Origin of the sequence: Novosphingobium sp. YAF33, assembly GCF_052113265.1 — a bacterium.
Lineage (GTDB): Bacteria > Pseudomonadota > Alphaproteobacteria > Sphingomonadales > Sphingomonadaceae > Novosphingobium.
The window spans coordinates 237,823-252,757 of sequence record NZ_JBFRCW010000002.1; the positions used below are offsets into that span (position 1 = coordinate 237,823).

The following is a 14,935-nucleotide window of genomic DNA, read 5'->3' on the forward strand; positions in this document are numbered from 1 at the left end:
CGCCTATCGAGCCACGAAGCCGCCGATCCCGGCGATCGCCAGATTGCCCGCGGGAAGCGCCGTTTCCGCGAAAGTGAACCGCAAGTAACGCGCATCCACCGGCTTGGCGAAAGCGATGCGCTGGGTGGCCAGGGCATAGGCGATATTGCCGAACTCTCCGGTTGCGGCCCGCGTCCAGGTCTTGCCGTCGCGGCTGGTCTCGGCAACGAAGCCCTTGGGCGGAGCGGCATCGGCCATGACCTGCCGCGAAGGCGTCAGCGTGAAGCCGGCCAGCGGACTGCGCGCGCCGAGATCGACAGTGACGCGCGCGGGCTTGCCGGTCTGGGGCGCGGGCTGCTTCCAGATCGTCGCCGCGTCATTGTCCAGCAGGCGCTCCGCGCCCGGCGCGCTGGCCGCGACGATCGACCACTTCGTGGAATCGAGCACGGTGGGGTCGGTGGAGACGATCGGCGGCACGTCTACCGGCGCCGCGCTGGCGAACAGCGCAAATTCCGAGATCGCCGGGGCGGCGCTGCCTTCGAGCACGACCAGCCGCACCCGGCGCGGCGCGATCGGCTGCGGCAGGCGGAGGATGCGCTGGGCACCGATGCATGCCTTCTCGGCAAGGCGCTGCCACTGGCCGTCGATCTCCGCCTCCACGGCGAAGCGGGTCACGCGGATGCCAAGCGGCAGATATTCGCGCAGGCGCACGACATCGAAGCGCGTTCCGGGCGCGAGGTCCAGCGTCAGTGTGGGCGTGAGCACGCCGTCGGGGGTGGACCAGAAAGTCTCGCGCTGCCCGTCCGTCACGTTGGCGGGGACGAACCGGCCGCCGCGCGTAGCGCTGGCATGGGCCACGCTGGCCCGCGCAAGATCCTTTGCGAAAGTCGCGCGGATCGCATCGCCGAACGACTTCAGGATCTTCACGTCCTGGTCGGCGATCCGGCCCCGGCGGTCGGGCGGCAGGTTCAGGTTGAGGTTGGTGCCGCGCCCCACGGATTCGTCGTAGAGGCGGATCAGCCGCGCCGGGTCCTTGACCTTGGAATCCTCGTCGGCGTGATAGAACCAGCCGGGACGGATCGACACGTCGGTTTCCGCAGGCCACCAGATCTCGCCGCCGCGCAGGCCGGAATTGCCAGTCGCCTGCTCGTAGGGGACGTTGGGCATCGTCGGCCAGCAGGGATCGCCCGCCACGCCGTCCTCGTTGCCAACCCAGCGGATATCTGCGCCGAGCGGGTCGAAAGTGCAGGCATCGGGCTGAAGCTCGTGCACCAGCTTCACGATCGAGGGCCAGTTGTAATACTTCGGCGCATCGATCTTGCGCGCCTCGCGCGCGCCGCCGTAGTAGCCGTCACCGCCGTTGGCGCCGTCGAACCAGACTTCGAACAGCTTGCCATAGCGGGTGCAGAGTTCGGTCAATTGCTGGCGGTAATAGTCGATATAGGCCGGGCGGCCGTATTCGGCGTGATTGCGGTCCCAGGGCGAGAGGTAGACGCCGAACAGCATGTCCGCCTTGCGGCAGGCCTCGGACATTTCCGCGACGATATCGCCCTTGCCCTGCTTGTAGGGGCTGTTGCGGATCGAATGCTCGGTAAGCCGGGTCTGCCACAGGCAGAAGCCGTCGTGGTGCTTGGCGGTGAGGATGACCCCGCGCATGCCCGCCACTTTCGCCGCCGCGACGATCTGGTCGGAGTCGAAATCGGTGGGATTGAACCACTTCGGGTCCTCGTCTCCGAAGCCCCATTCCTTGTCAGTGAAGGTATTCATCGCGAAGTGCACGAAGGCGTACATTTCATGGGCGTGCCAGTTCCACTGCCGCGGTGAGGGGACGGCGCCGGAGGGCTGAGGCGCAGCGGGCTCGCGCGCGGCCTGCGCAGCATCGGCGCCGAACGCGGCGGCCCCGACGGCGGAAGTGGCGAGGAAACGGCGGCGGGAGAAGTCCATCGTCAGTCCTTAATGTATCCAGGCGCGCGTCAAAGCGGCGCGGAAAGCAGTTGCGGCCGCGTGTCGGCCAGCTTGACCAGGAGTTCGCCGAAGAGGCCGTTGGCCCAGGCGAACCAGTCGCGCGTGAATTTCGAGGGGTCGTTGCTGTCCACCGCCTCGTGGATGAAGCCGGTGCCTGCGTCGCTGTCGCGCAGCATGCGCAGCATGGCGCGGATCACCTGGTCGTCGCTGCTCGACAGCGCGCGCACGATCAGGCTCATCGGCCAGACCTGCCCCAGCCCGACATGCGGCCCGCCAATGCCCTCCACTTTCGATCCCCGGAAGAAGTAGGGGTTCGCTTCCGACCAGCAGGCATCCGCCGTGACTTTCCAGAGCGGATCGCTGGCCGGCACGCATTCGAGGAAGGCAAGGCCCAGCAGCGAGGGGACATTGGCGTCGTCCATGAACATCGCGTTGCCGAAACCGTCGACCTCGTAGGCCCAGACCCGGCGGCCGTCCGGCAGCAGCATCGTGCCCCATTGCCGCAGCGCAGCCTCCACTTCGTCCGCCAGAGCACGGGCGTCGGCGGCCAGCGCCGTATCTCCCCGCGCCTGTTCGGCAACGCTGGCCATCTCGCGCAGCGATGTCACCGCGAAGAGGTTGGCCGGGATCAGGAACGGATAAGTGCAGGAATCGTCCGAAGGGCGGAAGCCGCAGTGAATCAGCCCGACCGCGCGGCTCGGCGCGCCCCAGCCGTCGAGCTGCATGGTCTCGGTAGGCCGGTTGCTGGTGCGCAGGAAGCGATAGGGGCCGGGCGAGCCCTTGCGCTGCTGCTCGCGGAAAGTGCGCACACAGGCGCGCGAGGCTTCGGCCCAGGTCTCGTCGAAGGGCAGCTTGTCCTGCGTCTGGCGCCAGTAACGGAAGCCGAGCCGCATCGCATAGCAGAGCGAGTCGATCTCCCATTTGCGCTCGGCTACGCCGGGCTTCATCTCGGTCTGGTCCTTCAGGGACCACGAGAGGTTCGTCTTCGCCGCGGGATCGCGCATGAAGGCGTTGGCGTAAGGATCGATCAGGATCGAGCGCGACTGGCGGGAGATCAGGCCCCGGAACAGCGCGGTGAGCGCCGGGTCCTTGTTCACCAGATGGAGGTAGGGCAGCACTTGCGCCGTGCTGTCGCGCAGCCAGAGGCAGGGGATGTCGCCGGTGATGACGAAAGCATCCGGGCGGCCGTCCACCGTGTCCATGTAGACGGTGGTGTCGAGCGTGTTCGGATAGCAGCCCACGAACATCGCGCGCAGCTTGGGGTCGGCGATCTTGCGCGAGACGCGGTCGATCTCCGCTTCCACCGCGCGGCTGACGTAGCGGCGATCCGCCACGGCCGGACGGCCTCCGCCTTGCGGCATGGGGATGGTCGCCGCGCGGGCCGTGGCCGGAAGGGCCAGCGCGGCGGCGCCTGCCATCCCGGCAAGCGTGGTGCGGCGATCGAGGTTCGTCATGCTTGTCACTTCGGCAGCTCCTGTGCCTGTCCGGTCAGAGTGAACTGCACCCATGCACCCGCGCTGTCACCCGGCTGGCCGCCGCCGATCCACACTTTGTAATCGCCCGGAACGACCCGGCGCGTGCCCCTGCGGTCCACGACCGAGAGGCTGCGCGGATCGATGGTCAGCGAGACTTCCCGCGACTTGCCCGCCGCCAGCGGCACCCGCGTGAAGGCCGCAAGCTGGCGCTGGAGCACACCCTGCGTCATGATCGGATGCGGTTCGATCACGGGCGGCACGACATAGGCCTGCACCACTTCCTCGCCCGCCATGCCGCCGAGGTTGCGCAAAGTGGCCGTGACCGTCACCGGCTGGCCGAGTGCGGGCGCGGAGACTTTGGCACTATCGTAGCCGTAAGTCGTATAGCTCAACCCGTGCCCGAAGCCCCAGAGCGGCGTGCCGGTGAAGTAGCGATACGTGCGCTCCTTCATCGAGTAGTCGACGAAAGCGGGCAGATCGCTGGTGGACTTGTAGAAAGTCACCGGCAGACGGCCCGAGGGGTTGTTGCGCCCGGCCAGCGTCTCGGCAATGGCAGTGCCGCCCGCCTCGCCCGGATACCAGGCCTCCATCACCGCATCGGCCATGGTGGGATCGATCGAAACCGCGCTGCCGCTCGTCAGCACGACGATCACCGGCTTGCCGGTGGCGTGGAGCGCGGCCAGCAGTTCGGCCTGCGGCTCGGGCAAGGCGATGTCGCTGCGGTCGCCGCCGACGAAGCCGGGCACTTGCACTTGCAGCGCCTCTCCTTCGAGATCGGGCGAAAGGCCGAGCACGGCTACGATGGCGTCGGCCTGCGCGGCCGCCTTCACCGCCTCCGCGCGCTGGATATCGGCGGGCGGCAGCCACATCAGGCGCAGGCCCTCGTCCTCGCCGTAGTGGTCGAGTTCGAGGCTAATCGGTTGCGGTGTGCCGTCGGATACGACGTCGAATTCGACCCGCTGCTTGCCGAGAACCCCGGCGTGGAGGGCCTTGCCGCCCAAGGTCAGGCGCACGTCGTCATGCCGCGTGCAGTCCTTCCAGCAGGCCGGAATGTCGAGCGCGAGGCGATACGTGCCCGGCCCCGGCGGAACCAGCGAGCCGGTCCAGCGCACCTTGAAACCCTTGGCATCGAGGCCCTTGGGCGCAGTGCGAGTAAGGTTGAAGTCCACGCGGCGATCCTGCCGCGCCAGCACGCGCTTGCCGGACATGTCGAAATATTCGGCCTTGAGCCCCGGTTTGCCGTCCGCGACAAGCGCGGTTTCCGGCACGACCACCGGCGCGCCCTCGGCCAGGACCGAGCCTTGCGCATAAGCGACATTGGCCGCGCCGAACTGGCGGCGGATGCCTTCCAGCGGGGTCACGGCATCGGCGGCGGTGCCGTGGTAATTGGCCTCGATCACCGCGAGATCGTCGGCATTGGTGCCGATCACGGCGAGGCGGGTGCCGGCCTTCAGCGGCAGGCGGCCGTTCTCGTTCTGGAGCAGCACCACCGACTTGCGCGCAGCCTCCAGCGCAAGCGCGCGGTGGGCAGGCGTGCCGACCTCGGAAGGCTTGATCCTGGCCCACGGATTGCTTGCGCCGAAAGCGATGCCCAGCTTGTAGCGGGCCTCCAGCGAGCGGGCGAGTGCGCGGTCCACTTCGGCCTCGCTGAGCAGCCCGCGCGCTACGGACTGGGTGAGCGCGGCATACGTCGTGCCGCAATCGAAGTCGGTGCCCGCCTTGATTGCCGCTGCCGAAGCCTCGGCGGCGTCATAGCGGTAATTGTGGAACATCCAGATGTTCGCCACCGCATCGCAGTCCGACACGACGAAACCCTTGAAGCCCCAGTCGCGGCGCAAGGTGCCGTTGAGCAGCGCGTCATCCGCGCAGACCGGCACACCATGCGTCGAATTGTAGGCGCACATCAGCGAGAGCGGCCTGGCCTCGGTCACCGCCTTGCGGAAGGCGGGGAGATAGGTCGCCTCGCGGTCCTGCGGGCTGACGTCCACGTCGAAACTGTCGCGCCCGGCCTCGGGGCCGGAGTGGACAGCGAGGTGCTTGGGCGTCGCGATCACGCGGGGATGGAGCGGGTCCGGCCCTTGCAGCCCCCTGATGAAGCCCACCGCCAGCGAGCCGGTGAGGAACGGGTCCTCGCCGTAAGTCTCCTGGCCCCGGCCCCAGCGCGGGTCGCGGAAGATGTTGATGTTGGGCGACCAGATGGTCAGGCCCTCGTAGATGCGCCGGTCGGCATTCACGGGTTTCGCATTGAACTTCGCCCGCGCCTCGGTGGAGACGACGGTGCCCACTTGCTCCATCAGTGCCGGGTCGAAAGTGGCGGCCAGGCCCACGGCCTGCGGGAACACCGTGGCGACACCATTGCGCGCGAGGCCGTGGAGGCCTTCGTTCCACCAGTCGTAGGCGGGCAGGCCCATCGCCTTGGCGGCGGGCGCGGTGCTCTGGAGCTGGTCCGCCTTTTCGGCGAGATCGGCTTTGGCGATGGCGGCGATCACGGCCTGATCGGCCTCGGCTTCTTGCGCCGCGACCGGAGGCGCGGCCAGAGCCATGGCGAGCGTGGTCGGGAACAGGGCCTTCATCACTTTTCTCCCGCCAGAGTACGCAGCACCAGCGCCTTGCGCAGCACCGCCGCATCGGCCTTCGAGGTAATCTCGATCCGCAGGCTTTCGCCCGGCAGCAGATCGAAACCATTGTCCGAGGCCTTCGCGTCCACCGCCCCGAAATCGATCATGACCGCACGGGCCAGCGCCTTGGCGGTGATGGTCACCGCCTTGCCGTCCCACGTCGCGGAAAGGCCGGGCGCGGGATAGGCCATGGCCTTGGGCAAGGCGCGTTCGACGATCTGGCGCGAGACGGTCTTGCCGCCGACCACCAGTTCCGCCACTGCATAGCTCGCCTCTGCCGGGGCATTCGCGAAGACTTGCGCGTCCGACACATCGGGAACGGCAGTGGCAGTCGTGAGAGCCAGCGTCACCGCCCCGCCCGCTTCGCCCAGCTTCACGCCGTCCATGGTATAGCCGGTCAGGCGCCACTCCGCCGCGACGGGGCTGGTCGCGTCCGAAGCGAAGCTGACCGTGGTGGCGCCCTGCTTGTGCTCGGCCACCACCACCTGCGGCGCGAAGAACCGCCGCGCGGCATAGTGCAGCAGCTTCCAGCGCCCGTCGTAGTCCACGCTCGCCCAGGAGATCGAGGGCCAGACATCATTGAGCTGCCAGTAGAGCGAACCCAGCGTCACCGGCGCGCAGGCACGGTGATGGCGGGCGGCAAGGTCGATGGCCTGCGCCTGGTTCACTTGCGTCAGGTAGACGAAGTCCGCCAGGTCCTTGGCGGGACGCAGCCGGGCGTCGAGGTAGAACTTGAGGCGCTCGTTGCCCTCGCCCGCAAGAAACTTCTGATGCGCCTTCATCACCGGACTGTCCGGCGCCTGCGCGGCATCACCAGCGAAGCCGCGGATCGTCGCCATCACCGGCATCGCCTGGAAGCCATATTCCGACATGAAGCGCGGGCAGGAGAGCGTATAGTTCTCGACCGGCTTGGAGCCCGACCAGACATCCCAGAAATGGCGGTCGCCTGCACCATCGGTATCGACCGGGCCTTCGTAATCGGTCGAAGGTGAGCCCGGCCAGTAAGGCGTCGTCGGCGCGTGATCGCTCACGGCGCCGCGCAGCACGCGGTCGAACAGCACGGTCATGGAAGTCGCCATGCGCTCATGTTCGTCGGCGCCGACGGCTTTCTTCCACGCCTTGCGGTCGCTCCAGGTCTCCCAGCCGGACAGCACTTCGTTGCCGCCCGCCCAGATGACGATGGAGGGGTGCGAGCCCAGCCGCTCGACCTGCTGATCGGCCTCAATCCGCACGTTCTCGCGGTAAACCGCATCGGCGGGCGGCAGCGCGCCGCCGAACATGAAGTCCTGCCAGACCATCAGGCCCATGCGGTCCGCCATGTCGTAGAAGCTGTCCGGCAGGTAGTAGCCGCCGCCCCAGACGCGGATCATGTTCATGTTCGCCGCGAGGGAATCCTCCAGCAAACCGTGCATCTTCGCGTCGGTGACGCGCGAGGGGAACATGTCGAAGGGGATGAGGTTCGCGCCCTTGGCGAACACGGTCACGCCGTTGACCCGAAACCCGAAAGCACCTTCTCCGCGCACGAGTTCGACATCGCGCAGGCCCACATTGCGCGCTGCCTTCGCTCCGGCGCCCGGGCCCGAGGCGATCTCGCCCGAGACCTTGTAGAGCGGCTGCGCGCCGTAGCCGACCGGCCACCAGCGCTTCGGCGCGGCAATGGTCAGCGGCACGGTGACGGTGCTTGCGCCCGCATCGAACGAAGCCTCGCGCGAGACCGGAGCGAGCGCCTGCCCGTCCGGCCCGGTCACGCGGGCAGTGAACTGCGCCCTGCCCGGCTTGTCCGCCACGACGCGGAACTTCGCGACCAGCCGCGCCTCGTCCTGGCCGAGCGCTTCCTGCACCACTTCGAAAGCGCCGAGCCGCGCCTCGTCCCAGGCTTCCAGGCGCACCGGCCCGGAAATGCCCTGATTCACGATGCGCGGGCCCCAGTCCCAGCCATAATGGTACTTGGCCTTGCGGATATAGGCGGAGGTCTGCTTGCCCTTGGGCTCGTCCCCGAAGGCGGAATCGTATTCGCCCGGCAGCGGATGGGCCTCGGCCAGCACCATTGGCTGCAAGGTGCGGATCGGCGAGGCGAAGCGCACGAGAATCTCGTTGCGTCCCTGCTTCAGGAAGGGCTTGGCCGCGACGCGCCACTGCCGGTGGCCATTATCGGCCTTGAGCACCTGCCGGCCGTTGATGAATACGGTCGCGAACGTGTCCAGTCCGTCGAACACGAGGTCGAGATGCTCGCGGCTCATCGACGCCGCGCTGACGTCGAGCGTGCGGCGCAGTTCCCAGTCGGTCAGGCCCGCCCACTGGATCGCCGCCTCGTTGGTGCCAAGGAAGGGATCGGGCACCTGCCGCGCGGCGATCAGGTCCTGCTGGACCGTGCCGGGCACTTGCGCCCGAAACCAGCGCGCCGCCTTGGGATGCGCCTTGGCGGCAGCGCTGTCGCTCGGCGCGACGCGGACCTGCCAGCCCTCGTCCAGGGCCGTCTGGCTGGGAGGAGCGGCCAATATGGCCGCAGAAGCGCCGGCCAGCCAGATGGCCAGCGCACCCTTTGCGAATGCTCTTGCCATGCTCACTTCACCTTCTCGCCATAGACGACCTTTTCCACCGCGTAGAACGGATCGGAAAGCGGCGAGGTGAACTGGAAGCATACATCGGCCTCGTCCTTGAGTTCCGGCCGGTCCGGCAGGTTCGCGGTGAAAGTGAACTGCTGCGGCGACGTCTCGGGATCGGGCAGCGGGAACGCGGCGAGGACGGTCGCTCCGGGCATCGGGGCATGCTCCTTCTGCTTGCGATCGGCAGCCTTCTCCGCCGCGCGGCAGCCCGCGCTGATGACGAGTTCGCCGTGCGTCGTCACCGCGATGTGCCCGATCAGCGCCGAAGCATCGTGCGCCAGGCCGTAGTTGCGCGGCAGGCGCGCGACCGAGACGGTGATCGACTTCGCATGGGCGAGCGGCGCGTGATCGTCCGCCTGGCAGGTGTCGAAAATGTTGACGTTATAGGCCGGGCCATTGCTCGTGGCATCGGCCGAGAGCGGCACGCGCAGGCCCTGCGCGCCGCGCGGGCAGGCCGCGAGCGTGGAGGCGGTGGAAGTCAGCAGCGTCTCGCGCGCGGTATCGTAGCGGCGCGGCGCGGAAAGCCGGGTGCCGTCCGGCGCGAAGCTGGCGGCGGTGACGACCGTGCCCGGCTTCACGGCAAGCGGCCCGGCATAAGCGGGAGACTTCGCCCCCGGTTCCTTGCCGTCCAGCGTGTAGCGGATCGTGCCGTAAGCGGCCTGGTTGGCCAGCGACATGCCGATGCGCGTCGCCTCAAGCTGGGCGCCGCGCGTCTGGGTGGGGGTGAAGGCAACGCCGAAGGCGCTGTCGGACACTTCGAAGCCGCCCTGCTTCCAGCGCTGGATCTGCGGCGTCAGGCGCGCGAGGAAGCCCGGATAGTCCTTCTCTCCCGCGACCCGCGGCGACCATGCGGTCTCGGCAATCGCGCCCACGCGCGGGAACAGCTTGTGCTGCAACTGCCAGGGCGTAACGATATATTCGCTCCAGGCATTGCCCTGCACGCCCAGGACATGCTTCGCCTTAGCGGCATCGATGCCCTTGGGCATCGGATCGTAGCGATAGACCGCTTCCATCGTCTGGATCGAGATGCGCCCCGGCGCCTCGTCCGGCAGGGTCGATTCCAGATTGTCGAGATAGAGGTTGGGCGCGGGCGAGAGCACCACGTCGTGCCCGGCATTGGCCGCATCCACCGCGCCCTGCTCGCCGCGCCAGCTCATCACCGAGGCGGAGGCAGGCAGACCGCCTTCCAGGATCTCGTCCCAGCCGATCAGGCGGCGGCCATGCTGCGCGAGATATTCGCCGAACCGGTCGATCATCCAGCTCTGCATCTCGTTCTCGGTCTTGATGCCCAATTTGCGCATCTGCGACTGGACTTCGGGCGAGCGCTCCCACTGGTCCTTCACCGCCTCGTCGCCGCCGACGTGGATGAACTGCGAGGGGAAAACGGCCATCAGCTCGTCCAGCACGTTGCGCACGAACGTCATGCCCGCATCGTTCGGATTGAACAGCCAGGGATTGACGCCCCAGTCGTGCGACACCGCCGGACGGTCACCCAGCACGCCGAATTCGGGATAGGAGGCGACCAGCGCCTGCGCATGGCCCGGCAGGTCGATTTCCGGGACCACGGTGATGCCGCGCTCGGCGGCATAGGCGACCAGCGCCTTGAGCTGCTCCTGCGTATAGAAGCCGCCGTGCTTCGGACCGGGACCGCCGCCGGTATCGGGCGGCAGGCGCCATGCGCCGATGCGGGTGAGTTCGGGATAGCGCTTCACTTCGAAGCGCCAGCCCTGGTCGTCAGCGAGGTGGAAGTGCAGCGTGTTGAGCTTCACCTCGACCATGCGGTCGACGATGGCATAGACGGATTCGATGGGCTGGAAGTGGCGCGAGGGATCGACCATCACCCCGCGCCAGGAAAAGCGGGGCGAATCCTGGATGGTCAGCACGGGAACCGATACGGCCTTGCCGTCCGCGCCCGCGTGGGGCGTCAAGAGTTGCAGCAGCGTCATCGCGCCGTAGACGAAGCCGGACTTGGCCGATGCCGAAATGACCGCGCCCTTCGGCGTGATCCGCAGCCGATAGGCCTCGGCGCCGGCGATCCCGGCATCGCGCTCGAAGCGGACGGGTGCGGCAGGCGAAGCGGACTCCGCCGCGGCGAGCACGAGGCCGCTGGCGCGCTTCACATGATCTGCCAAGAGCTTTGCGGCCGCAGCCGCGTCGGCATCACCGGCGGGGATGGCGATCGCCGATCCCGATGCGACCAGCAAGGTCCCCTGCCCCTGCTCGACCGATGCGGGCCAGGGCGTGAGCGCCGGTGCGGAAGGAGATGCAGCGGAGCCAGGTGCCGCGAGGGCCGGAGTCGTCAGGGAGAAAGCCGCCAGGGAGAATGCCGCCGCCAGGATCGAGGCGCCTGCCGCGCCGCTGCCGCGCACGCGCCGATAACCCCTTGCCGTCATGCCCATACCTGCCCCTCATTTTCTTGTGACCAGAGCAGGCAAGGTAACCAAAATATATCCTTTATCGCAATAGGTCTTATCCCATTCCTGCGAATTGACCTTGAACTGCGACAATTTACTGCGATTGTCACCCCAACATGACCAATGTAAAGCCATTCCCAGAGAATGGGCCGAAGGGGGATCGAATGTCATTTTCCGACCGGATTGGTCGTCTGCGCGAAGACAACGCCGCACCGCTGTATATCCAGCTCCAGCAGCTGATCCGCGATGCCATATCCGAAGGCGTGCTCAGTCAGACCGAGGCGATCCCGCCGGAACGCAACCTTGCCATCGAATACGATGTCTCGCGCATCACCGTGCGCAAGGCGATCGCCGGTCTGGTCGAGGAAGGCCTGCTGACGCGGCGGCGCGGTGCGGGAACGTTCGTGGCCTCTCGCGTGGAAAAGAGCTTTTCCAAGCTGACCTCGTTCAGCGAGGACATGGCCGCGCGCGGCAAGCGCGCGTCCAGCGCCTGGGTTTCGCGCATGACCGGCCCGGTCAATCCCGAGGAATCGATGGCGCTGGGGCTTGCCCCCGGAAGCACCGTCCTGCGCTTCACCCGCATCCGCTATGCCGACGACGAGCCGCTCGCGCTCGAAATCTCGACGATTGCGGGATATTGCCTGGCCAGCCTCGATGTCGTGGGGGATTCGCTCTATGCCGCGCTGGAAAAGAGCGGCAACCGCCCGGTCCGGGCGCTCCAGCGGTTGCGCGCGGTGCCCTTCGGCGCCGAACACGCCAAGATGCTGGGCGTGGAATCCGGCCATGCCGGCCTGCTGATCGAACGGCACGGCTTCCTGCGCGACGGGCGCACGGTGGAATTCACCCGCTCCTATTACCGCGGCGATTCCTATGACTTCGTTGCCGAGTTGATCGAGGGTTCATGAAAAGACGCGAATTGCTGCTGCGCGGCGCCTCCACCGGCGCCGTCGCTACCCTGCTGCCTGCCCTTTCGACTTCAAGCCTTGCCGCGCCCACACCGCAATTCGGACCGGGCATGCCGGACGGGCTGCCGATGCCCCCGCCTCTTGCCGGACCATCGCCGCGCCTGCCGGAAACCGACCCCTCGCGCACCCTGCTCGAACGGGGCTGGCGCTTCCACGAGGGCGAGGTGGCGGTTGCCGAACCGGCCGATCACAATGCCACTTACCTCTCGGTGAAAGCCGGCAACGCGCGCGGCGCCGCGGCCCTCGCTTTCGACGATTCCGACTGGCAGGCGGTCGATCTCCCGCATGACTGGGCCATCGCGCAGGACGTGAGCGAAAGCGCGAATGTCTCGCAAGGCTACCGTCCGCGCGGCATCGGCTGGTATCGCCGCCTGCTGCGGCTGGACGAGAGCCAGAAGGGCCGCCGCCTCGAACTCCATTTCGACGGCATCGCCACGCATGCCACGATCTGGGTGAACGGCAGCGAAGTGGCCCATTCCTGGTCCGGCTACAGCAGCGTGATCGTCGATCTCACGCCCTTTGCCCGCTTCGGGGACGAGTTGAACTGGATCGCCGTGCGCGTTGACGCCACCGCGCGCGAGGGCTGGTGGTACGAAGGCGCGGGACTCTACCGCCATGTCTGGCTGGTCAGCCGCCCGGCCGTGTCGATCGAGACGGACGGCGTCTATTGCGACCCGGTCCATCAGGATGACGGCACCTGGCTCGTGCCCGTCCAGGTCAGCCTGAGCAACGTCGGCGAGACCATGGCCGAGGCGGAAATATCGACGCGCCTGCTCGATCCCGACGGCCGGGAAATCCATCGCACGGGAGGCCGGATCTCGGTTCCCCCGCTCGAACAGGCCCAGGTCGTCAACAGGTTCGATCCCGGCACGGTCAAGCTCTGGTCGCCCGACAGGCCGGTGCTCTACTGCGTGGAAGTGGACCTGCTGCACGAAGGCAAGGTCGTCGACACGCGCCGCCAGTTCATCGGTTTCCGCACCGTGCGCTTCGATCCCGCGCGCGGGATGGTGCTCAACGGCGTGGAGACCAAGCTCAAGGGCGTCTGCATCCACCAGGACCATACCGGCGTGGGCACGGCGATCCCGGATGCGCTGGCGCTCTGGCGCTTGCAGCGGCTGAAGGCGATGGGCTGCAACGCCATCCGCATGTCGCACAATGCCCCCGCCAAGGAAGTGCTGGACTGGTGCGACCGGCTGGGCTTCGTCGTCATGGGCGAGAACCGCCTGTTCAACCCCGCGCCGGACTATCTGGCGCAGCTCGAATGGATGGTGCGGCGCGACCGGAACCATCCCTCGATCGTGCTCTGGTCGGTGTTCAACGAGGAACCGATGCAGGGCACCCATGCCGGCGTCGAGATGGTGCGCCGCATGCGCGCCGCCGTGCGCAAGCTGGACAGGCAGCGGCCGGTGACGGCGGCGATGAACGGCTCGTTCTACAACCCGGAGAACGTCTCCTCGGTCGTCGATGTCATGGGCTTCAATTACTACCAGGGCGACTACGACAAGTTCCACGCCCTGCACCCCGACAAGCCGATCACCAGTTCCGAAGACACCAGCGCCTATGAAACGCGCGGCGCGTTCGGGAGCATCCCGGCGCAGCAGGTCATCACCTCGTTCGACAAGGAAGCCGCCTCCTGGGGCGCCACTCACCGCGACACCTGGAAGATGATCGCCGAGCGGCCTTACGTGGCCGGCGGCTTCGTCTGGACCGGCTTCGACTACCACGGCGAGCCTACGCCTTACGCCTGGCCCACGGTCAGCAGCTTCTTCGGCATCATGGACCTTTGCGGCTTCCCCAAGACCGCCTTCGGCATTCATTCGGCCCACWGGCGCGACGATGCCCCGGTGATCTGGCTGGCCCCGCACTGGACCTGGCCCGAATACGAAGCGCCGGGCCGCGAAGGGCAGACGCTGGAGGTCTTCGCGATCACCAATGCCGAAGCCATCGAACTGCGCCTGAACGGCGAAGTGATCGAGCGCGTCCCCGCGGCCGACCGCATCATGGGCCATACCTTCCAGGTGCCCTACCGCCCCGGCCGGATCGAGGCGGTGGCCCTGCGCGGCGGCAAGGTCGTGGCCCGTGCAGTCCACGAGACCACCGGCGCCCCCGTGGCACTGCGCCTGACGCCCGCCCGACAGGCCCTGGCCAGCGACGGCGAGGATGTGCAGGCGATCACCGTGGACTGCGTCGATTCCCAGGGGCGCCACGTTCCCACCGCCAACCTGCCGGTGGACTTCACGATCTCCGGTGGGCGGATCATCGGCCTCGGCAACGGCAATCCCAACGACCATGCCAGCGAAAAGGGCAGCAAACGCGCGCTCTTCAACGGCCTGGCGCAAGTCATCGTCGAGGGTGATGCCAGCGGCCGCCGCCTGACGCTGGAGGCCCACACCGCCGGCCTGCGTCCGGCCCGCCTCGCGCTGGCCCGCGCGCCGCGGGCGCCGCGCCCGCAAATGCCGCCGGTGCCGGCCGAAATGCCGATCACCGATTTGCGCCGCTCGGCCGGTTTCGCGCAGAAGCCCGATCCCGCTTTCGCGCCGGTGGATGGAGACAACAATTCCTGGGACTTCGTGCGCTCCGGCGTCGCCGCACCTGCCGGAAGCGGCGGCTGGCGCAGTTACCGCACCCGCTTCACGCCCTGGCGCAAAGTCGCGGGCGAAGGCGGCACGCTGCACTTCGCGCAGATCACGGGAGCGGCCGAAGTCTGGCTCGACGGCAAGCTCGTCGCCCGCAAGACGGATGCCGCACCGGCAGCCCTGAGCGCGCCCCTTTCCGCCGGCGCCGGCGCGCGCACGCTGGTGGTCCTGATCGAGGCCGCGCAAGGCGCCGCCAGCGGGTTGACCGGCAGGGTCTACGTCTCCGCCTGATCCAGGCGCCGCCCTTTGATCGGCCGCCCATGGCCCCGGAACCGCG

Annotated in this window: 7 protein-coding genes; 2 read left to right on the forward strand and 5 right to left on the reverse strand. The window is 67.8% G+C overall.

Features of this window, described 5'->3' with window-relative positions:
• Window positions 1-3: 3 nt before the first annotated feature.
• Genes AB4Z00_RS05365 through AB4Z00_RS05385 form a run of 5 tightly spaced genes read right to left on the reverse strand, consistent with a single transcriptional unit; the run spans window position 4 to window position 11,036 of the window.
• Window positions 4-1,923 carry an alpha-L-fucosidase gene (locus AB4Z00_RS05365; protein WP_442045221.1) on the reverse strand — a complete coding sequence of 640 codons (1,920 nt, stop codon included), beginning with the start codon at window positions 1,921-1,923 and terminating at the stop codon, window positions 4-6.
• A 29-nt stretch (window positions 1,924-1,952) separates the two neighbouring features.
• The gene (locus AB4Z00_RS05370; protein ID WP_442045468.1) at window positions 1,953-3,398 is read right to left on the reverse strand and encodes a glycoside hydrolase family 125 protein; all 1,446 of its coding nucleotides are present in this window, start codon (window positions 3,396-3,398) and stop codon (window positions 1,953-1,955) included.
• Between the two features lie 5 nt (window positions 3,399-3,403).
• On the reverse strand, window positions 3,404-5,992 hold the full coding sequence (locus AB4Z00_RS05375) for a glycoside hydrolase family 3 C-terminal domain-containing protein (protein ID WP_442045222.1): 2,589 nt from the start codon (window positions 5,990-5,992) through the stop codon (window positions 3,404-3,406).
• Entirely contained in the window at window positions 5,992-8,598 is a 2,607-nt protein-coding gene (locus AB4Z00_RS05380; RefSeq protein WP_442045223.1) for a beta-mannosidase, read from the reverse strand. Before AB4Z00_RS05380 ends, AB4Z00_RS05375 begins: the two co-directional genes overlap by 1 nt.
• 2 nt (window positions 8,599-8,600) lie before the next feature.
• Complete coding sequence (locus tag AB4Z00_RS05385) at window positions 8,601-11,036, reverse strand: beta-N-acetylhexosaminidase (RefSeq protein ID WP_442045224.1); 2,436 nt, start codon at window positions 11,034-11,036, stop codon at window positions 8,601-8,603.
• Window positions 11,037-11,221: 185 nt separating this feature from the next.
• On the opposite strand from AB4Z00_RS05385, the gene AB4Z00_RS05390 reads away from it, so the two are divergent.
• Entirely contained in the window at window positions 11,222-11,962 is a 741-nt protein-coding gene (locus AB4Z00_RS05390) for a GntR family transcriptional regulator (RefSeq protein WP_132267313.1), read from the forward strand.
• Entirely contained in the window at window positions 11,959-14,889 is a 2,931-nt protein-coding gene (gene galA / locus AB4Z00_RS05395) for a beta-galactosidase GalA (protein ID WP_442045225.1), read from the forward strand. The genes AB4Z00_RS05390 and galA overlap by 4 nt, the downstream gene beginning before the upstream one ends.
• The last annotated feature ends 46 nt before the right edge of the window (window positions 14,890-14,935 follow it).